Source organism: Nocardia sp. NPDC056541, from assembly GCF_042794235.1.
Taxonomy (GTDB): Bacteria; Actinomycetota; Actinomycetes; order Mycobacteriales; family Mycobacteriaceae; genus Nocardia.
On the sequence record NZ_JBHTUD010000009.1, the window covers coordinates 303,244 to 325,957 of the forward strand.

Annotated in this window: 20 protein-coding genes; 2 read left to right on the forward strand and 18 right to left on the reverse strand. The window is 68.5% G+C overall.

Annotated elements, in window-relative coordinates; genetic code table 11:
* Nucleotides 1–106: 106 nt before the first annotated feature.
* The 5 genes from ACFQ9R_RS18365 to ACFQ9R_RS18385 all read right to left on the reverse strand — a co-directional run bounded on the left by ACFQ9R_RS18365 (nucleotide 107) and on the right by ACFQ9R_RS18385 (nucleotide 5,356).
* The gene (locus ACFQ9R_RS18365) at nucleotides 107–1,447 is read right to left on the reverse strand and encodes an LLM class flavin-dependent oxidoreductase (protein WP_378991958.1); all 1,341 of its coding nucleotides are present in this window, start codon (nucleotides 1,445–1,447) and stop codon (nucleotides 107–109) included.
* Between the two features lie 13 nt (nucleotides 1,448–1,460).
* The gene (locus tag ACFQ9R_RS18370) at nucleotides 1,461–2,357 is read right to left on the reverse strand and encodes an ABC transporter permease (protein WP_378991959.1); all 897 of its coding nucleotides are present in this window, start codon (nucleotides 2,355–2,357) and stop codon (nucleotides 1,461–1,463) included.
* On the reverse strand, nucleotides 2,350–3,213 hold the full coding sequence (locus ACFQ9R_RS18375; protein WP_378991960.1) for an ABC transporter ATP-binding protein: 864 nt from the start codon (nucleotides 3,211–3,213) through the stop codon (nucleotides 2,350–2,352). The genes ACFQ9R_RS18370 and ACFQ9R_RS18375 overlap by 8 nt, the downstream gene beginning before the upstream one ends.
* Nucleotides 3,210–4,292, reverse strand: a complete 1,083-nt coding sequence (locus ACFQ9R_RS18380) for an ABC transporter substrate-binding protein (protein WP_378991962.1) — start codon at nucleotides 4,290–4,292, stop codon at nucleotides 3,210–3,212. Before ACFQ9R_RS18380 ends, ACFQ9R_RS18375 begins: the two co-directional genes overlap by 4 nt.
* A 323-nt stretch (nucleotides 4,293–4,615) precedes the next feature.
* Complete coding sequence (locus ACFQ9R_RS18385) at nucleotides 4,616–5,356, reverse strand: IclR family transcriptional regulator (protein WP_378991964.1); 741 nt, start codon at nucleotides 5,354–5,356, stop codon at nucleotides 4,616–4,618.
* A 277-nt stretch (nucleotides 5,357–5,633) separates the two neighbouring features.
* Between ACFQ9R_RS18385 and ACFQ9R_RS18390 the strand changes: the two genes are divergently transcribed.
* The gene (locus tag ACFQ9R_RS18390; protein WP_378991965.1) at nucleotides 5,634–7,088 is read left to right on the forward strand and encodes a PLP-dependent cysteine synthase family protein; all 1,455 of its coding nucleotides are present in this window, start codon (nucleotides 5,634–5,636) and stop codon (nucleotides 7,086–7,088) included.
* 437 nt (nucleotides 7,089–7,525) lie between these two features.
* On the opposite strand, the gene ACFQ9R_RS18395 is transcribed toward ACFQ9R_RS18390, so the two are convergent.
* The 7 genes from ACFQ9R_RS18395 to ACFQ9R_RS18425 all read right to left on the reverse strand — a co-directional run bounded on the left by ACFQ9R_RS18395 (nucleotide 7,526) and on the right by ACFQ9R_RS18425 (nucleotide 15,050).
* Nucleotides 7,526–7,687, reverse strand: coding sequence for a hypothetical protein (locus ACFQ9R_RS18395; RefSeq protein ID WP_378631280.1), 162 nt, complete (start codon nucleotides 7,685–7,687; stop codon nucleotides 7,526–7,528).
* A gap of 52 nt (nucleotides 7,688–7,739) precedes the next feature.
* Nucleotides 7,740–8,942 carry a peptide synthetase gene (locus tag ACFQ9R_RS18400; RefSeq protein ID WP_378991966.1) on the reverse strand — a complete coding sequence of 401 codons (1,203 nt, stop codon included), beginning with the start codon at nucleotides 8,940–8,942 and terminating at the stop codon, nucleotides 7,740–7,742.
* 77 nt (nucleotides 8,943–9,019) lie between these two features.
* Complete coding sequence (locus ACFQ9R_RS18405; protein ID WP_378991967.1) at nucleotides 9,020–10,063, reverse strand: NAD-dependent epimerase/dehydratase family protein; 1,044 nt, start codon at nucleotides 10,061–10,063, stop codon at nucleotides 9,020–9,022.
* On the reverse strand, nucleotides 10,060–11,718 hold the full coding sequence (locus tag ACFQ9R_RS18410; RefSeq protein ID WP_378991968.1) for a fatty acid CoA ligase family protein: 1,659 nt from the start codon (nucleotides 11,716–11,718) through the stop codon (nucleotides 10,060–10,062). Before ACFQ9R_RS18410 ends, ACFQ9R_RS18405 begins: the two co-directional genes overlap by 4 nt.
* Entirely contained in the window at nucleotides 11,715–12,614 is a 900-nt protein-coding gene (locus tag ACFQ9R_RS18415) for a hypothetical protein (RefSeq protein WP_378991969.1), read from the reverse strand. Before ACFQ9R_RS18415 ends, ACFQ9R_RS18410 begins: the two co-directional genes overlap by 4 nt.
* A gap of 8 nt (nucleotides 12,615–12,622) precedes the next feature.
* Nucleotides 12,623–13,672 (reverse strand): 3-oxoacyl-ACP synthase III family protein, encoded by a 1,050-nt coding sequence (locus tag ACFQ9R_RS18420; protein ID WP_378631287.1) that lies wholly within the window; start codon nucleotides 13,670–13,672, stop codon nucleotides 12,623–12,625.
* Between the two features lie 382 nt (nucleotides 13,673–14,054).
* On the reverse strand, nucleotides 14,055–15,050 hold the full coding sequence (locus tag ACFQ9R_RS18425; RefSeq protein WP_378991970.1) for an MsnO8 family LLM class oxidoreductase: 996 nt from the start codon (nucleotides 15,048–15,050) through the stop codon (nucleotides 14,055–14,057).
* 158 nt (nucleotides 15,051–15,208) lie between these two features.
* On the opposite strand from ACFQ9R_RS18425, the gene ACFQ9R_RS18430 reads away from it, so the two are divergent.
* Nucleotides 15,209–15,607 (forward strand): DUF779 domain-containing protein, encoded by a 399-nt coding sequence (locus tag ACFQ9R_RS18430; RefSeq protein WP_378991972.1) that lies wholly within the window; start codon nucleotides 15,209–15,211, stop codon nucleotides 15,605–15,607.
* 4 nt (nucleotides 15,608–15,611) lie between these two features.
* Here the strand turns inward: ACFQ9R_RS18430 and ACFQ9R_RS18435 are convergent, their stop codons facing one another.
* The 6 genes from ACFQ9R_RS18435 to ACFQ9R_RS18460 all read right to left on the reverse strand — a co-directional run bounded on the left by ACFQ9R_RS18435 (nucleotide 15,612) and on the right by ACFQ9R_RS18460 (nucleotide 22,666).
* On the reverse strand, nucleotides 15,612–16,988 hold the full coding sequence (locus ACFQ9R_RS18435) for a hypothetical protein (RefSeq protein WP_378991973.1): 1,377 nt from the start codon (nucleotides 16,986–16,988) through the stop codon (nucleotides 15,612–15,614).
* An 11-nt stretch (nucleotides 16,989–16,999) separates the two neighbouring features.
* Nucleotides 17,000–17,815: an ABC transporter permease gene (locus ACFQ9R_RS18440; RefSeq protein WP_378991974.1), complete on the reverse strand. Its 816-nt coding sequence runs from the start codon at nucleotides 17,813–17,815 to the stop codon at nucleotides 17,000–17,002.
* Nucleotides 17,816–17,844: 29 nt separating this feature from the next.
* Complete coding sequence (locus tag ACFQ9R_RS18445; RefSeq protein ID WP_378991975.1) at nucleotides 17,845–18,798, reverse strand: ATP-binding cassette domain-containing protein; 954 nt, start codon at nucleotides 18,796–18,798, stop codon at nucleotides 17,845–17,847.
* The gene (locus tag ACFQ9R_RS18450; RefSeq protein ID WP_378991976.1) at nucleotides 18,795–20,051 is read right to left on the reverse strand and encodes a glycosyltransferase; all 1,257 of its coding nucleotides are present in this window, start codon (nucleotides 20,049–20,051) and stop codon (nucleotides 18,795–18,797) included. Before ACFQ9R_RS18450 ends, ACFQ9R_RS18445 begins: the two co-directional genes overlap by 4 nt.
* A gap of 2 nt (nucleotides 20,052–20,053) precedes the next feature.
* The gene (locus ACFQ9R_RS18455) at nucleotides 20,054–21,472 is read right to left on the reverse strand and encodes a condensation domain-containing protein (protein ID WP_378991977.1); all 1,419 of its coding nucleotides are present in this window, start codon (nucleotides 21,470–21,472) and stop codon (nucleotides 20,054–20,056) included.
* Nucleotides 21,473–21,727: 255 nt separating this feature from the next.
* On the reverse strand, nucleotides 21,728–22,666 hold the full coding sequence (locus ACFQ9R_RS18460) for a hypothetical protein (protein ID WP_378991978.1): 939 nt from the start codon (nucleotides 22,664–22,666) through the stop codon (nucleotides 21,728–21,730).
* Nucleotides 22,667–22,714 lie beyond the last annotated feature (48 nt).

Genomic DNA, 22,714 nt, shown 5'->3' on the forward strand with positions numbered 1-22,714 from the left:
CGGTGGTCCTTCGTGGGAAGTCTGTTGCGGGGGTGCGGTAGTCCTCATTCCCGACAGGAACTGCTCACCACCCGCATGAACTCGATATCGAGTCGGCGGGCGCGCATCAGGCGCTCACCCGTGCGTCCTGCTCGGCGAACTGGCTTTCCACCGGAGCGAGCCCGTAATGGCCGCGCAGGGTGGTGGATTCGTAATCGGTGCGGAACAGTCCGCGTTCCTGCAGGATCGGCACCACGCGGTCCACGAAGTCCGCCAGGCCGCCGGGCAGGTAGGGCGCCATGATGTTGAACCCGTCGGCCGCGCCCGCGTCGAACCAGCTCTGCAGCTCATCGGCGACCTGTTCGGGGGTGCCGGCGAAGGTGCGGTGACCGCGGCCGCCGCCCAGCTTGCCGATGAGCTGACGCACCGTGAGGTCCTCGGTCTCGGCGAGTTGCTTGACCAGCGTGAACCGGCTCTTGCCGCCCTCGATCTCGCTCTCGGCGGGCAGCGGCGGCAACGGAGCGTCGAGCGCGTGCGCGGTGAGGTCGACGCCGAGCATCGAGGACAGTTGGCGCAGTGCGTAATCGGGCGAGATCAGGTCGGTGAACTCCTGCTCGAGCGCCCTGGCCTCCTCGACAGTGTCGGCGATGAACGGCACCAGGCCCGGCAGCACCTTCAAGTCGTCGTGGGCGCGACCGTATTTCGCCAGGCGCGACTTGAGATCGCGGTAGAACTGCACGCCCTCGTCGAGGGTGCGCTGGGCGGTGAACACGGCTTCGGCACGATGAGCGGCGAACTCCTTGCCCGATTCCGAGGACCCGGCCTGCACCAGCAGCGGACGACCCTGCGGTCCACGGGGGGAGTTCAGTGGCCCGCGCACACGGAACCGTTCGCCCGCGTAGTCGAGGGTGTGCACCCGGCTCGGGTCGGCGAAGACACCGGTCTCGGTGTCGAGCACGATCGCCTCGGCTTCCCAGCTGTCCCACAGTGCCAGCGCCACGTCGACGAATTCCTCGGCGCGTTCGTAGCGGCGGGCATGCTCGGGTATCGCGTCGAGCCCGAAGTTGTAGGCCTCGTCGACATTGCCGGAGGTGACGATGTTCCATCCGGCCCGGCCCGCGCTGATGTGATCGAGCGAGGCGAACTTGCGTGCGAGATTGAACGGTTCGTTGTAGCTGGTGGACGCGGTGGCGATCAGGCCGATCCGCTCGGTGACCGCGGCGATCGCCGACAGCAGGGTGATCGGTTCGAACACGGTGAGGGTGTTGCGTTCGATCCGCGGTCCCACGGCGAGGGTGTCGGCGAAGAACACCGAGTCGAGCTTGCCGCGCTCGGCGATGCGGGCCAGCTCCTGGAAGTGGCGCACATCGAGTACGCGCTGTTCGTCGGTGCGGGGATGGCGCCACGCGGCCTCGTGGTGGCCGACGCCCATCAGGAAGGCGTTCAGGTGGAAAGTCTTGCGAGCCATGGTGATCTCCTGATCAGGCGTTGGTCGGTGAGGTGCGCCAGCGCGAGAGCCGGCGTTCCAGCGCGACGAGGGCGAAGTTGAAACCGAGACCGATCAGCGAGATCGCGACGATCCCCGCGTACATCTGCGGAATCTGGAAGTTCTGCTGCGCGGCGGTGATGAGATAGCCCAAACCGGCTCGCGCGCCGATCATCTCGGCAGCGATGAGGACCAGGATCGAGCCCGCCGCGGCCATCCGGATGCCGGTGAAGATGGACGGGATCGCCGCGGGCAGAATCACCTTCTGGAACAACCGCAGTGGCGAGAAGCCCAGTGAGACCGCCGATTTCACGAGCAGCGGGTCGACGGTGCGCACGCCGGTGATGGTGTTGAGCAGGATCGGGAAGAACGTGGCGTAGCCGATCAGCGCGATCTTCGAGGTCTCGCCGATGCCGAGGATCAGCACGAACACCGGCAGCAGCGCGAGCGCGGCGGTGTTGCGGAACAGTTCGAGCACCGGATTGAGGAAATCCGATACCGGCTTGTACCAGGCGATGGCGATGCCGACCGGGACGGCGATCACCAGGGCGAAGGAGAAGCCGGTGACCGAGCGGGTGAGGCTCGCCGAGGTGTGTTCGGCCAGCTGGCCGTTGCCCGCCAACTCGAAGAAGGCCTGCACCACCGTGGAGAACGGCGGGAGGAATACCTCGTCGACCAGGCCGAACCGGGGCGCCAACTCCCACGCCCCGAGCAGCAACGCGAAGGCGAGCAGTGGTTTGGCGATGCGGAGCACCGCGCTGCCCGCCGAGCCCGCCGCCCGGGTGAGCGTGGAGCGGGCAGCGGGTGCCGCGATGGGGGTAACCGGCGATGCGGCCGGTTCGGCGGCGGCGACTTCGACGGGGCGGACGAGCAGGGGGACGGCGCTAGACATGGGCGGGACTCCTGTCGGTGGACGCGACCGCCGCGGCGGCCGTGCTGTCGTCGGCGGCGAGTTCGAGGCGCTGGGCCCGGCTCACCTCGCTTTGCAGTTCCGTCCAGATCCGATGGCGGTAGTCGCGGAACTGTTCGCTGGAGCGGACATCGATATCGCCACTGCGGTCGATGTCGATATCGATCACGGCCTTCACCCGGCCGGGACGCGAGGTGAGTACCGCGACGCGCTGGCCCAGGTACACCGCCTCGTCGATGCCGTGGGTGATGAACAGGATCGTCTTGCCGGTCGTGCGCCAGATCCGCAGCAGTTCGTCCTGCAGCGACTCTCTGGTCTGCGCGTCGAGCGCGGCGAATGGTTCATCCATCAGCAGCACTTCCGGATCGAAGGCCAGGCTGCGCGCGATCGCCACTCGTTGCTTCATGCCGCCGGACAATTCGTGCGGATACCGGTCACCGAAGCCGGCCAGGCCGACCAGTTCCAGGTAGTGCTCGGCGATCGCCTTGCGTTCCTTGCGAGCGATGCCCTTGGCTTCGAGGCCGAACTGGATGTTGGCGCGGGCGGTGCGCCACGGCAGCAGCGCGTACTGCTGGAACACCACACCGCGGTCGAGGCCGGGACCGGTGATCGGGGCTCCGTCCAGGAGGATCTGGCCGGAGCTGGGCTTGCTCAGCCCGCCGAGCAGATCGAGCAGCGTGGATTTGCCGGAGCCGCTGGGCCCGACCAGGACGAGGAATTCGCCTGCTTCGACCTCGATGGAGATGTCGTCGATCGCGGTGAACTTCTCGTCGGTGCCGCGCACGGCGAACTGTTTGCCCACCGATCGCAACGCGAGTTTGGCTGGGGTGCCGGTCATTTCGCGGCCACCACCTCTCCGGTCGGGCCGCTCGTCGGCTGGTAGGTGCCGTTGGCGTAAGGGTTGTCCTTGTTGGTGAACAGGTCCTTGGCGGTGATCTTCCCCTTGGGCAGTTCGCCGTTGCGCTCGAGCCAGTCGATCCAGATCTGGATCTCCTTGTCCGCGATCACCGCTCCGGGCACCGGAATCCCTTGGCTGCGCCAGTAGTCGAGCAACTTGAGGTTTTCGTTGCGGCCGCGCTTGTTGATGATCTCGGTGAACTTGGCGACGACCTGATCACGCGGGGTGAGTTGCAGCCAGCGGGTGGCACGCGCGGTGCCCTGCACGAAGTCCTTGACGGCCTCGGGATTCTGCGCGATGTAGTCCTTGCGGAAAACGTAGGTGCCGTAATCGAATTCGCCGAAAATGTCCTTGTCGGTGAACAGTGGGTGCAGGCCGCCGCGCTCGACGGCGGTCTCCCGGAATACGCTGCCGAGCGCGCCGACGTCGATCTGACCGCTGCGCAGCGCCTCCTCGGTGTTGACCGGCGGCACCACGATCAGCTGGACCTGCTTGATCTCGGCCTCGCTCAGGCCCTGCTGGTGCAGCCATTCGCGGGTGACGAACTCGTGGTGCGCGCCGAGGGTGTTGACGCCGACCTTCTTGCCGATCAGGTCACGGGCGTTGGTGATGCCGGCGTTGTCGCGCACGAAGTAACCGGTGAACGACTTGGCATCGGAGCCGTAGGAGCTGAGCACGGCCTGCACCGGCGCGCCGCCCGCGGCGAGCTTGACCACCGCGCCGTTGAACGCGCTGCCGAATTCGACCTGCTTGGTGGCGGCCGCCTGGATGTTGGCCGGGCCACTGGTGGTGTCGCCCTCCCACTGAAAGCTGATCTTGGTGAAGTAGCCCAGGTTGTCGGCGAGCTCGTACGGTGTGACCTGTCCGGTCTGTCCCTGGTAGCGCAGCACGGTCTTGCCGTCGGCGGTCGTCACCGCATCGGTGCCGCCGCATGCGGTGACGACCGCGAGGACGGCGGGTGCGACGAGCGCGGCGGCGAGCGCACGCAGCGGACGTCGTCGGAAGGTATTGGACAACATGGTTCGCGAGTTCTTTCTACGGCGTGGGAGGACCACGCGGCGGGCCACCAGGGGCGCACGCCGCGACGATCCGCACACGAAGGGCGGATCAACGGGGTATGAGAGAAAGTGGAGATCGGCGACGGAGGAATGCCGCCGCTGTTTCAGCTGCGACAGAATCCGGGGGACAGGCGCATCAAGTCCACCGTACGACGGCGGACGAGCGCGGGGGATTCGATCATGATGAGACTTTCGTGAGCGGGATCGGCGTAGGGGACGCCGCCTGTATTCAATAGTGCGTCAACAGATAACGGCTCGGCAATACTGTTTCCACATCGTGAAAATCATGGTGCGTCGAATCCCTCACCTGCGGCCGCGGTATGGAAATACGGACCGATACGTACCGCGATCTGGTGCATGGCGGGCAGTACGGCACGAACGAGATCGCGATCCAGACGTACCGCGCGCGCCTGCACACCGATCGCACCCCACACCTGCCGATCCGGACCGAGGACCGGGACGGCGATCGCGCGGATCGGTTCGTCGCTGTCGATCTCCTCGATGGCGAACCCACGACGACGAATGGTGTCGAAGAGTTCGCCGTTGCCGCGGTCGAGTCCCACCGAGGCATGCGCGAGCAGCGCGTGACCGACCGCGCTGGTGCTCAACGGTCGCCGCTCCTGCGGAATCTGGTTGTGGCAGAAGTGGATCGGTGGCCTGGCCTGGAACACCGTGAGGGCTTCGTCGGCATCGGCGACACTGAGACTGACGGTGATCTTGATGCCGGCGGCCAGCGCGTACAGGTGCGGCGCCGCGTCGTCGAGCCCGAGCCGTGACAGCGCGGGACGGGCCAGGCACGCCAGTCCGTGCCCGATCCGGTAGCGGTCGGTTGCCGGGTCCTGCTCCAGCAGCCTGCCGCGCACCAGCGCCTGCGCCAGCCGGAAGGTGGTGCTCACCGGGAGCCCGGCCCGCTGCGCCAATTCGCTCAGCGACAATTCGGGGTCCCCGCCCTGAAAGCAGTTCAACACGTACACGGCACGGTCGACGGCTTGTGCGCCGGAGCGGGGTGGTTCGGTCGCGGTCATGGCGGCCTCCTGGTCGACGACGTGCCGAGAACTATCGCCACCACGCTGTCCAGGCGCAATGATTCGGCGCACCGGTGCGAGTAATTCACGAGGCGCCGATCGAATCCGGGTGAGAACAAACCTGTCGACGCGGCGCGGTGGCGAGGAATCTGGAATGTGCACGCGCGGCCGAGGGTCCGCGCTGAATTGTGCTCGGAGAAAGCGGTTTCGACCCCGACTATCTGCGACGGCGGTGTGCAGTGCCGCGGTCGCTCGGCGAAACAGGAAGTTCGGACGCATGACCATCGACATCGATCACACTGTGCGCACCGCCACGGTGTTCGATTCCATCGACCAGGCCATCGGGCACACCCCGCTGGTCCGGTTGAACCGGATCACCGACGACATCGCCGCCACGGTGTATGTGAAGCTCGAATATCTCAATCCCGCGGGGAGCGTGAAGGATCGGGCGGCGCTGTTCATGCTCGACGCGGCCGAGGCCGCGGGGGAGTTGCGGCCCGGTGGAGTCGTGGTGGAGGCGACTTCCGGCAACACCGGCATCGGCTTGGCCGCCATCGCGGCGGCGCGCGGCTACCGCACGGTGGTGGTCGTGCCGGACAAGTCGAGCCGCGACAAGATCGCGCTGCTGCGGGCCTATGGCGCCGAGGTGCATGTGACACCCGGCGGCCGTCCGGTCGGGCACCCCGAGCACCTGCGCAGTGTCGCGCTGCGGCTCGCGGAGGAAATCCCGGGTGCCTGGTTCGCGGGCCAGTACGACAACCCGGCCAACCCCACCGCTCATCGTGAAACCACCGGTCCCGAGATCTGGGCGCAGACCGGCGGCGGCGTCACCCACTTTGTCGCGGGCATCGGCACCGGCGGAACCGTCAGCGGCACAGGGGAATTCCTGAAGCAGGCCTCGGTCGGCCGGGTCCAGGTCGTCGGCGCCGATCCCGAGACATCGGTGTACGGCGGCGGTGACGGTCGTGCCTGGTATGTCGAGTCGGTGGGCCACTACCGGCATCCCGACACCGAGCTAGACGAATGGCCGCAGTCCTACCACACCGAGGTGATCGACCGTGTCGAGCGGATCTCCGATGGGGAATCGCTCCGAGTGCTGCACCGGCTGGCCAAGGAGGAAGGTCTGCTGCTCGGTGGTTCCTCCGGCACGTCGATCGCCGCGGCGCTGCGGGTGGCCCGCGCGCTCGGGCCCGAGGATGTGCTGGTGGTGATCGCGCCCGACTCGGGACGCGGATACCTGTCGAAGTACTTCGACGACGGTTGGCTCGGGCAGTACGGATTTCCGTTGCTCGCGGCCCATGGTGAGCTGACGGTCGGTTCGGCGCTCGGTGTGGTCGAGGGAGCCCGGTCGGTCGGGCCGGGTTCGTCGGTGCTCGCCGAGGCGCGGTTGCTCCCGTCGACAACGACCGTGGCGTCGGTCCGCCGAGAACTGGCTTCGCGACGATCTCTTCCGGTCGTCCTCGCCCGGCAGACCGCGGGGCCGGTGGTGGTCGCCGAGGTGCTGGGTACCGCAACGCAGGCGCGCCTCATTGGCGCTGTGGACGAGGATCCGATCGGCGCGCACCTGGACCCGCCGCCGGCCTTCGCCGGCACCACCGAGCCGGTGGGAGCCGCGGTGACACGGCTCGCCGACTATCACGGTGAGGTGCTGATCGTGCACGAGGGCCGCGTGGTCGGTGGGGTCGACGCTGCTGCGTTCGTCGCCGCACTCGTGCGCGCGGAGGCGTCATGAGACGCATGACATGGGCCGCGCTGGGGGCGCTCGGTGTGTCCACAGTGGCATCCGTCCATGGCCGACGCGCGCATCCGGCCGCCGCCGCTTCCTCGGCGCAGTGATGGCGACGGTAGCGATGGGCGGCGAACACCCCCGCTGGGGTGGGCGCCGATGGAGGGATCCGGTCGCCGCCTCGACACCGAATCGGCCGGCGATTCCGCCTTCGGGATCGCGCGACGAACCACGGGAGCGGGAACCGGAATGGGAGAACGCGCTCGCCGCTTCGATGCTCGCTTGGACGGCCTTCCTCGGTGGTTAGCGACTCGCGAGGCGACCGCGGCGCATGCGAGCGCCGGCTCGGCCCAGAGACGGCATGTCAGAACGGTTGCGTCGATCGAGCGGCCCGCGAACGACAGCGCACTGCCGAGCCGGTCACGCGGACCGACGGTGGCAGGTCAGGCGTCGGGTTCGTCGTCGGTCGGGGGCGCGGTGGTGGCGCCGGAGACCCGGATGACGCCTGCTTCGAGGTCCAAGTCGAGGTGGGGTTGACCGTTGGAGTCGCCGCTGCCCTCGTTCTGCAGCTTCTTGCCTGGAAAGAGTTCACCGATGATGCCCACGGTGTCCAGGATAGTCGCGGTAGCGACCTGGTCGCTGGAGTCGGGCGGGTGGCTACCGCTGCCGGTCTGCCGGGCTCGGTGCGGGAAGGTCGGCTTCGAGCATGGCGACGATGCGATCGAGCAGGGCTTCGAGGCGGGACTCGATGCCCGCGCCGTTGCGTGCCGACACGGTCAGGTCGGTGTGGCCGTCGAACTCGGTCAGCCCGAACAGCAGGGGCATGGCGATGCTGTGCTGGGGCAGGACGAACAGTCCGGTCGGGCGGAAGCCGGGGACGGCGAGTTCGTCGGCGGTGAAGCGGCCCATATGGGAGACGGTGGCCGAGGCGAGGTTTCGGCCGAGGCGGGCGCCGAGCCAGTTCGTGGTGCGCAGCACGCCGCGGTTGATCGGGTCCGGGACCAGGGTGATGCGGGTGTTGGCCAGCTGATTCAGCTCGCGCCGTTCGTGCAAACCGGCCTTGATCTGGTCTTTGATCGAGATCCAGTCGCGTCCGGGCTCGATATCGAGGAACAGCGGTAGCGCGAGGTTGGCGGTGGAGCGCAGCGCCGGGTCGTGGCGGCGCAGGTCCACGGGCATCATGATGCGCGAGGTGCCGGGAGTCTCGGCGGCCAGCAGGGCACAGACGCGGGCCAACGCGCCGGAACCAGCGGCCGCGATCCGGCGATGACGCAGCAGATGCGGCGCGAGATCGCGGCGCTGCCGGCCTCGGCCGACGGCGGTGCGGTAGCGCGGAACCATCGGAGTCGGCCTGCCGGGAGCGCCGATTCTCGCGACGAGTTCCTGGTCGGCGATCGGATCGGGCTGGGGAACCGGGTCTTCACCGCGTAGTGCGCGCAGCACATTCGTCACCCACGCCACCATGCCGATGCCGTCCATCACGCCGTGGAAGACACGGAAGATCAGCGTGGTCGGCGCGCCGGCGAGCAGCAGCACCTCGACGGTGGCATCAGGGGTCGGTCCGATCGCGCCCGTGAGGACCGGATCGGTCTCGAGGGCGGGGTAGCTCAGCCGGTGGTCGAGAACGCGCACGGCCGGGGCGATGGCACTGTCGACCCACTCGTTGCCGCGCCGCCGCAGTCGCGCACCGGGGGTGGCCGCCGCGGCGGTGGTTACCGCTGTGCGCAATGCATCCGGGTCGATGTTGCCCTCACCGGGAACCACCAGTTGCATGAGGAAGGGCGGGGCCAGCTCGCGCATGGGGAAATACATCCGCTCGGTGGTCGTCACCGGACGACGGAAAACCTTGCTGCCGTTCATGATTGCCTCCTGGGGCGTCGTCGGTGCCGCGCGGGCCGTGCCGAAGGTGTCGTGGCGGGTGTGACGGTGGCCGCGAACTATCGAAGGTTCTCGGCGAGCACCTCGATGCCGCCCTGCTCGTCGAGCCACGCCAGGAATCCGGCCAGACCGGTCTCGCGATCCACCACAGGCACGTAGCCGAGATCGCGGCGAGCCGCACCGGTGTCGTAGGTGGCGGTGCGTGTCATCAGCGCGACGGCGTAGCGCGACAGCGGAGGCGACCAGCGATCGGCCACCGCCGGTATCCGCCAGATCGTTTCGATGGTCGCGACGACGGCGGCGAGCACCCGCGGGTTCGGTCGGCGCGCCGGGGCCTGGAAGCCCAGTCGCGTGGCGACCTCACCGAGGAACCCCCAGACATCGGTCTTCTCGGCATCGGCGATGAAATACGCCTTGCCGCCCACCGTGTCCGAGCGCACCGCCAGGAGGCAGGCGTGCACGATGTTGTCCACGTGGCACAGCGAGGCCTCGACGGTGCGACCGTAGGACAGGTCCGGCAGCGAGCCCGCGGCGGTGCGATCGAGCAATCGAACGATCGGCCCCGATCGGTCTCCGGCGCCCCAGATCGCTCGCGGTCGCAGCGCCACGGTCGTGAATTCCGCTGTGTTCGCGGCGAGTACGGCGCGTTCGGCCGCGGCCTTGGTTTCGGAGTAATGATTGAGGTAGCGGCTCGGATACGGCAGCGACTCGTCGACGTCGACTTGATCGCCGCCGTCTCGCTCCATCAGGGCACTCGGACTCGAGATGAAAACGAACCGGCCCGCGCCGCCGCGCCGCGCCGCATCCAGGAGCAGCTCGGTGGCCCGCACGTTCTCGGTCCAGAAGCGGTCCCTGGTGCCGCGTTCGTCGACCCGCGCGGCGCTGTGGATCACCGCGTCCATGCCGCTGGTGGCCCGGCTCAGCGACGCCGCGTCGGCCAGGTCCCCGTAGACGAGTGTGACGTGCTCCACGGCTGGACCGAGATCGTCGAGAATACTGCTGCGCCGCACCAGGATCGAGACATCGTGGGAGCCCTGCGCGACCAGCGCCCGCACGATGGCGCCGCCGAGGAATCCGGACGCGCCGGTGACCAGGATCTTCATCGTCGCGAGTCCAGTTTCTTCGTGGCCCAGCGGGCGAGTTGTTCGCGGCCGATCTTGGCGTTGTGCCGGATATCGACCGGGAAGCGCGGATGTACGAGGAATTCGGCGATCGGAGCGAGAGTGTCGAATTCGGTGGCGCGCGTCCGCAATCGCGTGAGTGCGGCCACCGCGTCCGCGCCGGGTTCGAGCTCCACGCACAGGACCGGACGCTGGGCGCCGGGGGCGCCGACACCGACCAGCGCCGTGCGCGTAACTCCGGCGACCGCGTTGAAGACCTGTTCGACCTGCACGGTGAACATCGGACCACGCGCGGTCGTGATCCGTTGACTCTTGCGCCCGCAGAACCAGATCCGGCCCTGCTCGTCGAGCCATCCCAGATCACCGGTGCGGTGCCAGATCTGCTCGCCATCGCTGATCTTGCCCGCGGTGTTGGCCTGCGCGGGCCAGTAGTAGCGCGTACTCACATTCGGGCCCGCGACCACGATCTCGCCGACCTCGCGTGCGCCGAGTTCTTCGGTGTCGTCCCAGGTCGCGACGGGATCATCGGTGATGGCGAGCAGCCGGACACGCACTCGATCGGTGGGCCGGCCGATGCAGGTGCCCTCGCCGCTCTTGGCGCGCTCGACCAGACCGGCGAGCAATTCCCGCGATTCGATCGTCGACATGGGCAGCGCCTCGGTCGAGCCGTATCCGGCGTAGATCTCGACATCGGGGCGCAAGACCTCGCGCAACCCGGCGACGCACCAGTGCGGAACAGGGGCGCCACCGGAGAAGATACTGGCCAGCGACGGTAGGTCGACCGGATGCGCGCGCAGCCGTTCCAGCAGCGGGATGAGGACCGCGGGCGAGGCGAACATCGTGCGCACGCCGAAACGCCCGATCGCGTCGACCACGTGCGCCGGATCGGTCGAGCCGACCTTGCTCGGAATCAGCGGTGGCAACACACACCGCGACCCGAGCAGCAGATCGAGGACGCCCACCAGCGGCAGTGTCACCAGGGACGTGCCGGGTGGCGTGTGCCCACGGGCGGCGTGCACCTGCTCCACCATCGCCGCGAGATTGCCGTGCGTCAGCTCGACGGCTTTGGCGGGACCGGTACTGCCCGTGGTGAATCCGATGATCAGCAACTCGTCCGGATCGGCGGGCACCCGCTCGGGCGGCGCACCGGACGGGGTGCGAGTCCACGAATCCAGCGTCGGCCCACCCCAGAACCAGCGGCGCCCCACGGTGAGCGTGGTGCGCACACCCCGGAAACTGCGCGGGAACAGCACCCGCAGGGCATGCGCCTGCGGGATCCCGATGAACGCCTGCGCTTCGACCGCGCGCAGACAGTGCACCATGCGGCGCACACCCATGCCCGGATCGATGACGACCGGAACGGCGCCGATCTTCAACAGCGCGAACAGGATCGCGTACAGCTCCGGGCTCGGCAGCACGAGCACGATCGTGCGGGTGCCGCTGCCCACCCCGGAATCGGTGAGATGTTCGGCGATGGCGTCGGACCAGCGATCGAGGTCGCGATAGGTGATGTCGCGGTAGTCGGGTAGCCCGTCGGCGGTCGTGCCGCCGGGATAGATGACCGCCTCGCGGTCGGGCTCCTCGCGGGCGAGCGTGCGGAAGCGGTCGATCGTGGCCCAGTAGGTCGCCGTCGTCACGCGGTGGTCTCCGCGGGGAGCCGGTACAGCGTCGCGGCGGCGGACGGGCCCGCGCCCGCGGCGACGAACAGCACGTGGGTGTAGCCGGCGAGCGTACCCTCGGCGCTCGCGCGGGCGTAGGCCAACGGCAGTGCGGCGGTGTGCGGGTCGCCGTCGGACAGGTCGGGCACCCGTACCGCGTCCTGGTCGATGCCGAGCTCCTCGGCCAGGCGCCCGGGAAAGCGCGGGCTCGGAGTGGAGGCGATCAACGCGACGAAGGCGCCCTCGAAGTCGGCGAGCGCGGAGTGCGCGACTTCGGTGGCCACCGCGAGGATGCGGTCCTCGAAGTCGGGTTCGCGTTCGATCGTCATCAGCGTTCGCCCGACGGTGCCCATGGCGGCCGTGTCGACGTAGGCCTGTGCCGCGGCAGTGCCAGGTGCGGTCGCGGTGTACACCGGGCCGAAGCCCTCGGGGTCGTCGACCTGCTCGAGCAGCAGCGCGGCACCCGAGGTGGCGTAAGGGAAGTCGGCGTCGGCGCTCGACCGGGTCATCGACGGGTGCGTGTCGCCCGCGACGATCAGAACGTGCTCGGTGCTGCCCGTCGCCAAGACCGAGCCCGCCACCTGTACGGCGTTGACGACACCGACCGCGCCGTTCATCAGGTCGAAGGAGAAGGTCCGCGGATCGGTCCTGGTGTAGTCGAGCCCGATACCCGCCGCTTTCTGGATCAGCGCGGCCACCGCCGGTTCCACGGTGTTCGAGTCGCGGAACACGCCGGTATTGATCAGCACGCCGACCTGGTCGGGGCGGACGCCGGCCTGCTCCAGACATTGTGCGGCGGCCCGCCCGCTGTGGGTGACGACGCTGTGGGTGTCGGTCGACCTGCTCGTGCCCGTGGCTCGGATGCGAATGCCCATTGTTGACCTCAGACCTTCAGGGAGGAGATGGTGGCGGACAGGAATCCCGCGACGACACCGGACGCGGCGGGCACCATGAGCAGTTTCGATCCCGCCGCGATGTTGTCGTCGGCGAGCTGATCGTGCAGAACGATGAAATGTGATGTGGTCGAAGTATTTCCGTACTTCTCGATCACATTGAGGTCCGGCGGCATCTCGGCGCCGAACTCACGCGCGGCGACCGCGTTGATGTAGGGCACTGCGGCAGCACCGAACTGGTGATGGATGATGTAGTCGAACTGCTCGCCGGCGAAGTCGCGGCCCTGCTGTTCGAGGAAACTGCCCTGGGCGTCGGGCCAGAGCAGGAACCGCGCTTCGTTGTGCATCTTGCGGTTGTCGGTGTAGAGCGCGACGCCCGACGACTTGTCGCTGGGCATACCGAGGCACAGGTGTGAATGTTCTGCGGCGGTGAGCAATTCGATGTAGTGGATCTTGTCGGCGTCGTCGACCGCGCGGTCCAGCACGACCGCGCACCCGGAGTCGCCCACCGACAGCGAGGCGAACTGCAGATCGTATTTCTCGGTGATCTCGTTCACCGCGGTCTCGGCGATGGGGGTGATCGCCTCGCCGCTGACCACCATGCCGTTGCGCACCACGCCCGAGCGGATCATCCGGTCCAGAATGTAGGTGCCGGTGAGCATTCCGGCACAGGCGTTGGAGACGTCGAAGGTGATGGCGCGTTCGGCGCCGAGGGTCTTGGCGATCGTCGACGCGAACGAGGGCTCCATGTACATGCGGGTGCCGTCGTTGCTGCGGGTGATCGAACACGAGATGATCACGTCCAGCTCGCCCGGCGCGTAGCTCGACCGCGACAGGCAGTCGCGCGCGGCGTTCACGGCGAGGGTGAACGAGTCCTCGACCGACTCCGGGCGGGTGTCGCGCACACGGCGTTCTTTCACGCCGGTGATGCGCTCCAGATCGAACGACGGTGGCGTTTTCAACCGGGAGATCAATTCGGTGGTGGACAAGATGTTCGACGGAAGATATGCCCCGATGGATTCGAAACGCGATTGTGACACGTGAGCTCCCGGATGCGGTCGAAAGAATGGTTTACCGGACGAATCTCGAGCGCCGGTGGACTCGAACCATACCGGTCATCGGCCGGCGTCGGGTGCAGTGATCCAGCGCACTGGCCGGTGCGAGATCGTTTGTGCGACACGGTGTTGCGGAAACTTCGGCAATCCACTCGTATCTCACAGATCACCTGGACCAGGGCGTTTGGGTGGCTGTGGGCAATGGTACGGCTATCGGGCGGATCTGCCTCGCCGCGGTGATGTGGTCCTGCAGAACGGTGCTCGCGCAGTGAGTCACTTCACGATTGTTTACACCGTCGAATAAATTGCGAGCCGGACGGGTTTGTTTTCGGAGTACAAGTGGTCTCGCGAATTTTGTCGGCGAGAACTAGCCGGCCAGGCCCACGACGCGGGCCAGCCGCCGATGTGATTCCAGACGCGCCGCTCGATCGAAAGTACTGGTGTGGAACAGGATTTCATCGGCCTCGGTACGGCTCACCAGCTTTTCCAATGCTTCGGCCACCTGATCCTCGGTGCCGTGGATCTGGTGGCCCAGCGCCTGCTCGAACAGGTGGCGCTGGCGGTCGGTCATCGTCGCCGGGTCGATCTCCTCGGGTGGGATCAGTGCGGGAAACTCGCCGTGCGTGCGCGAGTAGGCGCTCGACCAGGCCTCCGGGAGCAGCAGTCGGTGCGCCTGCTCGGTCGAGTCGGCGATCATCGCCGTCGCGGAGACGACGACATACGGTCGGGGGACTCGAGCCGAGGGCTGGAACAGGGTGCGGTACCGCTCGATCGCGTCCACCATCGCCTGCGTGCCCGCGATCGGGGCGATCACCAGGGGCAGCCCGAATCGTGCGGCGCGCTCGGCCCCGGAGCCGGTGGCGAGCAGGAACGCCGGGACGTCCGCGCCCTCCGCGGAGCGGACGTGCACACCCTGCCTGCCCACCGCGAAGTAGCCGAGAACCTCGGTGAGGCGTGCGTCGATATCGTCGGCGTCGTCGAGGCCGTGGCCGAGCGCGCGGCGGACGCCGTCGGTGAATCCGACCGAACGCCCGAGGCCCATGTCGATTCGTCCGGGGAACAGCGACCCGAGCACGCCGAACTGCTCGGCGACCACGAGTGGCTGATGATTGGGCAGCATCACCCCACCGGTGCCGACGCGGATGCGCGTGGTGGCCGCCGCGACCGCCGCCGCCAGCACGGTCGGCGCGGTTCCGGCGACACCGGGAACGCTGTGATGCTCGGCGACCCAGAACCGGTGGTAGCCCCACTGCTCGGCGAGGACCGCGAACGCGACCGTCTCCCGCAGGGCGTCGGCGTGGTCCTGCCCGCGCCGCACGCGTGAGCGGTCCAGGATCGAGAAGCGAACCGATTCGAGTGCCATATCAGTAGTCAACGTCGCAGACGCGAGGCGATTCCGTGGCGGTGACACGCGCGGGTGATCTTCGCAGGTTTGGACCGGTACCAACCCTGGACCAACCTTTCGCAACGATAGTGTGCCCCGAGCACGATCACCGGCGAGAAAACTGCGAGGAGCGCACTATGGTTCGACATCCCAACGGCCGCAAGGTAGATCATCGCCACCGTGCGGTCGAGGCCAGCGATGATGCGCTGCGTGTGCTGCGGCTGCTGCTCGAGATGCACGGCCCGGTGGTGCTGTACCTCGCGCCCGACACCGACGGGTACACGCCGGTCTGTGTGCGGCTGCGGGACTTCCGGCCCGCGCCCGGCGATGTCCTCGCCGGGCAGACGGCGTGGCACACCCAACTGTGGATGGCCGACCGGTTCCACGTCGGGTTCGACGACCTCGATGTCAGCATCGAGGTACGCAACCGTCCGCAGCCGGGCTCCGCCTCACTCGAGACGGCATGCGGATTCCGGTTCGCGCTGCGGATCGACAAGGCAGAGGCGGCCGTCGACTTCGTCGAGGAAGCCTCCTAGCCCGTCACCAGAACCGCGGCGTCAGTCCCCAGTCCGCGAATTCGGCGGCCAGTAGCTCGCGCAGTGCCGCGCGGGTGGGGAAACGATCGGGGTCGCCGCCGGTCACCACGAGTGTCACCGTGTCGTCATCGCAGGAGAACGCGAGATTGACACCGACCTCTACCTGGCGGAACAACTCGACCGGACCGGGATTGACCACCGGGCGCATGATCACATCGCGTGCGCGGTGTGATCCGAGGACCGCGATGTTCTGCGCGGTGCGACCCATGTTGGTGCACAGGCATTCCGGCGCCTTGGCGGTGCGCGCGAACTTGTGCAGCACTACCTTGGGCAACAGCATCTGCACCGGTTGCAGGTGCTGGATGGGTGGGATGGTCGCCGGATCGCGATAGGCCAGGCCCGCCGCCTTGAGCGCGGCGCGGATCGCGGGCAGATCGGCGCGTTCGCCCGCCCGGTAGCCGACGCTGATCGGCAGCCCGGTGGTGGCGTTGGCGCGTGGGTCGTCGGCCTCGCGCATCGAATGCGGAATGTCGACGCGCACCTCGGCGCCGTCGGCGACGCGGCCACTGCGACCGAGCAGCCCGACCGCGACACCGATCAGCAGGCCGTTGGTGGTGCCGCCGTGCGCGGTGGCCACGGCGTCCCATTCGGCGAGATCGAGCTGAACGATGGCCTCGGCCGCCTGCCAGGTGTCGGCATGGGGCAGCCGTGGCGCGGCCGGGCGCGGATTGCGGGCGGGTTCGCTGACACCGCGGGCGCGGCGTGCCGCCCGGACGCCACGGGCGACGGCACCGAGTTGGCTACGCGCATCCGCGAGATCGGCGGCGAAGCGGCCCGCGCCCGCGACCGGGCCGACGAGCCTGCCCGCGCTGGTGTGGCGGTCGGGTGTCTCGCCGCGGTTGAGCCGGTCCAGGGAATCGACGATCGCGTGCATCATGGCGCCGCCGTCGCACGCCACGTGCGAGGCGACCAAGGTGACCACGGTGCCACCGGATGCGAGCGGCGCGCCCGCGAGCTGCCACACGAGCCCGCGCTCGGGGTCGAACTCGACGGCGGCCTGCTCGAGGAACCAGTCGAGGACCCGCTCCTCGGGAATCGGGGTGTCCGACCAGCGCAGCGGCAGTGATTCGGTGGCGGGCTCCCAGTGCGCACGCGCGATCGGGAAGCGCGTGGTGCGGACCCGGCGCGCGATGAACCCGGTCGCCAGGTGCGCGTGCCAGTCGGCGAGCAGATCCCGGCTCAACGCGCTGTCGAAGCGGTACGCCAGCTGGTTGACCAGGGCGTTCGGGTAGAGGCTGTGCAGTTTGAAGAACAGATCGTCGTCGGCGGTGATCCGGTTGAGGTCGGTGGACACCGTGACAGCGGGGGCGATGACAGTCATCGAATGGCTCCTTAGCGGGAACGGAGAGTGCGCACGGTCAGCGGCGCGAAAACAGCGACCACGAGCACCGAGGCGACCAGCGACCACCAGGCATCGGCGCCGACGGTGCCCTCCGCGGCGAGGGTGCGTACGGCGGAGACCAGGTAGGACACCGGATTCAGGTCCGAGACGTGCCGCATCCAGCTCGGCATCGATTCTTCGGGGACCAGCGCATTGGAGGCGAAGCCGAGAAAGGTGAGCACCAGCATGGACATGCCCTGCACGGCGGCTGGGCGGGCGATGGTGGCACCGATGAACGCGAACAACCAGCTGATGGCGGTGGTGGCGAACACGACCAGCACCGCGCCCGCCAGGAATCCGGCGGTGTGCGCGGGGTGGTAGCCCATACAGAAGCCGACGATCACCACAGTGGTCGCGGCGATCAGGTAGCGCACGGTCCCGGCCAGCAATGCCCCGGCAACCGGGGCGGACCGGGCGATCGGCATGGCGACGAAACGGTCGAAGACACCGGAGTGGATGTCCTCGGACAATTGCACACCGGTGGCGACCGAGGAGGTGAGCACGATCTGGACCAGCACGCCGGGGATCATGATCGGCAGATACGCCGCCATGCTGCCGGCGATGGCGGTGCCGAAGATGCTGCCGAACAGCACCGGACCGACGATCGGCAGCAGAATGGCGTCGTAGAGCAGCTGCGGGCTGTGCCGGAAGGTGAGCAGTCCGCGCCAGGCCATCATCAGCGAATGCCGCAGGGCGGCAAGCGGACCGACACGGGTCACGCGCGGCGCGCGCACCACCTGGAGCGGCTTGTCGACCGTGTGGGTCATGGTGGTCCTCGAACTTTCGCGAAGGGTGCTCATGCCGCGTCCACGGTGCGCGCGTGCCCGGTCAGCGACAGGAACACCTCGTTGAGATCGGGCCGGTCCACCGCGAAACCTCGCAGGGTGATGCCCTCGGCGCGGCAGGCGGCGACGATATCGGCGCCGCGCGTGACGTCGTGCAGTGCCACGGTCAACGTCCCCGTCGACGACCCTTCCGGGACGTCGCCGGTGATCTCCTGGATCAGCGCCTCGGCCCGGCGCAGGTCGGCGGTGTCGGGGATGTCCAGGCGCAGCACCTGCTCACCGATCGAGGACTTGAGTTCGGCGGGAGTGCCGTCGGCGACGAGCGTGCCACGGTCGATGACCGCGATCCGGTCGGCGAGTGCGTCGGCCTCCTCCAGATACTGGGTGGTGAGCAACACGGTGGCTCCGCGGGCGACCAGTCCGCGCACGATGCCCCACATGCGGTCGCGGGTGTGCGGGTCGAGGCCGGTGGTCGGCTCGTCGAGGAAGATCAGCGGTGGCACCGTGATCAGCGTCGCGGCCAGATCGAGTCGACGTCGCATGCCGCCGGAGAACGCGCTGACGCTGCGGCGCGCGACGGCCGAGAGCTCGAATTCCTCGAGAAGTTGCTCGGCCCGGTCGGCGGCAGCGCGCCGCGACAGGCCGAGCAGCCGTCCGAACAATCGCAAATTCTCACCGGCGGTGAGGGTTTCGTCGACGGAGGCGTACTGGCCGGTGAGCCCGATCATCGAGCGCACCGCGGTCGCCTCGCGCACCACGTCGTAGCCGAATACCTCGGCGCTGCCCCGGTCGGGTCGCAGCAACGTGGCGAGCATGCGGACGGTGGTGGTCTTGCCCGCGCCGTTGGGACCGAGCATCGCGAAGACCGATCCGGCCGCGATGCTGAGGTCGACACTGCCGACGGCGGTGAAGTCGCCGTAGGACTTACCGAGACCGCGGGTGCGGACGGCGATATCGGTGCTCACTGCGGCCTCCCGGCGTGGATGGACAAACTACTCGGGAACGGCAGGGAGACAAGGGATTCCACCTCGTCGGCAGCGCGTGCCACCCCGGTGCCGGCGAACCGGCCGGCGTACGCGGCCGCTCGCGAGACCACGTCCGGGTCCGCGACGCGATCGAGCAGGGCGGTGAGCCCGTCCTCGGTGAGCTCGGCGGCACGCACGGTACCCGCCATCTCGAGCCGTTCCAGTGCCCGGCCCCAATAGGGCTGATCGGCCTGGATCGCGCAGATCACCTGCGGGACACCGGCTCTCAGTGCGGCGGCGGTGGTGCCCGCGCCGCCGTGGTGTACCGCGGCGATACAGCGCGCGAACACCGACGCGTGATCGACCTGCTCGACGACGGCCATCTCGGGCGACAGGACAGGTGCGATGCCCGCCCACCCCGCGGCCAGCAGCAGCCTGCGACCACGACGGGCGCAGACCGCGCGCAACATCGCCACCAGCGCGGCCGGGTCGTCGACCGCCATCGAGCCGAAGCCGACATAGATCGGCGCCGAACCGGCATCGAGCCACGCGGTCAGCGCGGGATCGGCCGCAGCGCTGAGGAATCCGTCGGCATCGACGGCGAAGCCGGTCACCGGGTGTCGATCCGGCAGCTCGGCGGCCAGCCCGGGAAACAGGTCGACGTCATAGGCCTGGATCGACACCCGATCGGGCAGTTGATGTTCGACGATCCCGAACTCCGACAGCGGCTGTTCCAGCGCGGCGTCGCGTGCCCAGCGCAGCGCCGACCAGATCCGCCGGTTGAGCGCCTTCGGAATACGGGCGCCCCACGCGGTGGGGACCACGGGGACCGATCGATTCGGATGGATCGGAAAGAAGTGCACCGCGGCCAGCGGCAACCCGACGCGTCGCGCGGCCTTCTCGGCCGCCTCCTCGCCCGCCATCCCGGTCACGAGCACGTCGTGACCGGGGGCGAGCACGAGCAGATCGCGCACCGCCTCGACGACTCCGCGCCGTTGCAGATCCAGCACCGCGCGCACCCGCTGTCGCGGATTCGGGCTGCGAAAGCGGTGATCGTCGTGCTGGGTGCGCAGCAGTTCGGCGCTGTCGCGGCCGAAACCGACGGCGGCGACGCCGTGCGCGGTGGCGAAGTCGACGAGATTGGGCGAGAGTGCGAGCGTCACCGAGTGCCCGCGAGCCAGCAGCTCGCGAGCGAGAAGAATGCCGGGCTGGGCGTCGCCCCGGCTCCCGGTGAAGGCCAGCAGTGCACGCATTCTCAGCCCGCGCTCAGCGCTGCCGCGGCATCGGTGACCGGTGCGGGAGCGGGCGCCACCATGGTCACCGCGTACATGGCCCTGGCGAACTCGGCGAGGAAGCGTTCCATGACCTCGCCGGGCAGGCCCGCGGGGTGGCGGGTGGAGACATAGAGCCCGTCGGGGCCGCGCACGACCCAGAAGTACACCTCGTCGGTGGAGTACGACACCGCCCGCAGGGTGCGTCCGCGCAGGTCGGCGACCAATTCGTAATCCGGAAGCATGCGGATGTCGAGGAAGGACGCGCCGTAGGTCGGACCTTCCACGGCGCCGACCATCGCCAGGGAACGGCCCCAGGACGCGTCGTTGCAGAGGTGGGCGCGCTTGAGCGAGGCGCGGGTGGCCTCCAGCGCGACGGTCATGTCCGCGCCCGGCGGCAGCGTCACGTCGACCGGGACGACATTGACGAACCAGCCCATCGACTCGAGCCAGGTGAGGTCGGGCCTGGTCGCGATCGGCATCACGGTGCGGAACCGGTCGTCGCCGAAGGTTTCCCGAGAGGCCATCGCCAGGGCGGCGAACACGGTCACCGACAGCCGGTGCTTGAGCCGATCGAGAGCCGCCTCGACCTCCTCGAGCTGTTCGATGCTGAGCAGGGTGCGCGAGACGCTGGGCTGGGCGTGTTCACCGTCGAGGACGGCGACCTGATCCGCGGCGAAGCGGGGCATGGGCGAGCCCGGCGTACCGAGGAACTCGCGCCACACCGCGACGGCGGGGGAGTCGGGATCGAGTTCCTCAGCGGCGGCGCGCTCGATGACGGCGTAGTCGGCCGGGCTGCCGAAGGTGGCCGAGTCGCGGATCTCGCCGCCGGTGGTGACCGCGGTGTAGAGGGTGCGCAGCTCGAGGATGAGCACGGCCTGGGAGTAGGCGTCGAGCACCGAGTGGTCGGCGCCGACCAGGACGGTGAAGTCGTCGGTGTCGTGGGCCACCGTGGCCACCAGCAGATGCGGCCACACCAGTGCCGACAGGCGCAATTCCAACGCGTCGCACAGGTATTCGTTGATCTCGTCGCCGTCGGAGAGATCGGCGACCGGGGCGCCGGTGACTCGAACGGTGCCGGGGGCGGTGGTCACACGGTGGTAGCCGCCGTCGCCGGTGGGGGCGACGGTGGTGCGGAAGCCCTCGTGGCGGTCGTGCCACAGCCGCAGGGTCGTGGCCCAGGCGTCGGCGTCGAGTGGGGCGTCCATCTCGAAGATCGTGCCGATCCAGCGGCCGCGGCCGGGGCGGGCGTCTTCGGGGTCGAGGAACCCGAGGTACTGCTCGTGGACGCTGGCGAGGGGGCGTTCGTCGTCGCGCCACGCGTCGGGGGAGGTGAGCTCGGGGGTCCAGATCACCAGGTCGCCGGAGCGGATCCGGAATTCGGAGAGATGGGTGTATTCCATGGCGGGTCACCTCATGGGGAGTGCAAGCCGAGAACGGCGCGACGGGGATTCGGTGATCGCGGGCGCGTCACCGGATGTTGCTCTGGATCCCGCACCGGACGTAGCTGGCGAACCCTGGGCTATTCGGAGTCTATAACTCTGAGAGTTTTCTGAAATATTACTTCTTCACAACTGGGCAGTGTGAAGAAGCTCACTTTCATATTTGTTCCGAATCACAACCTAGATCAGGTGCCCCTGGAGTAATGGGGTTTTAGTTCAGATCACCGGACTGAACTCGGTCAGCACCGTGCCGTGCCGGATGAGACCCGACAGACCCGGCAGTTCGACCGGTGGCGACCACGTGCGGAAGCCGTCGACACTGTCGCTGAAGAGGTACCGGCCCTCGGTGTAGGCGTCCAGGTAGATGCGGTGCCCACCGTCGGGAAGCCGGACGATCGACTGTCCCTCCCGTGGCCCGCCCCACCCCGCCCAGTCGCCAGTGGCGACGAAGCTGTACGGCCCGAGCGGGCGGTCGGCGACGGCGAGTTCGATCAGCTTGGAGTCCTCGTTCTTCACGAACGCGAACAGACGTCCGTACAGGCGGACCAAGGTGGTGTCGATATGGCCGAGTGAGCCGGGCCCGGCAGGGCCGAGCCCGAGCATCGGCACCGGCGGCGCCCAGACGGTGAGCCCGGCATCGAGCGGGATGAGCAGGTGCGGGGTGAAGCCGTGCCCCCAGGTCAGCGACACGATGATGCCGACTCGCCCCGCCGCGTCGGCGTACCACTCCGGCGCCCACGCGCCTTCGAGCCTGCCCGCCACCAGCATCGGCACGTTGGCGAGAAACGTCCAGGTGATCCGGTCGCGGCTGCGGGCCAAGCCGATCGCGGTGGCGTCACCGGCGATTGTGTACGTGAGGTAGTAGTTCCCGTCGGTGTGCAGCAGCACGCTCGGATCGCGGACCAGGCCGGTCGGCGGCACGTACGCGTGCTCGCTGACCGGGGTGAAATCGGTGCCGTCCGCGGACTCGTAGACCGCGAGGGTGGTATCACTGTCGGCCCGGAAGGCCGTCATCGTGTACCGGACCGGGGTGCGGTGGGCGTCGATGCCCACCCCGGGGCCGAGCGAGGATTGCGCGCGGGCCGTGCCCGCTGCCAGGAGTGGGAGTCCCGCCAGAAGTGCGAGTGCGGATCTGCGTCCCACCGTGATCGCCATGACCTGGGATTATCCGCACGGATCGCGACGGCTCGGGGTAGGCGCGCC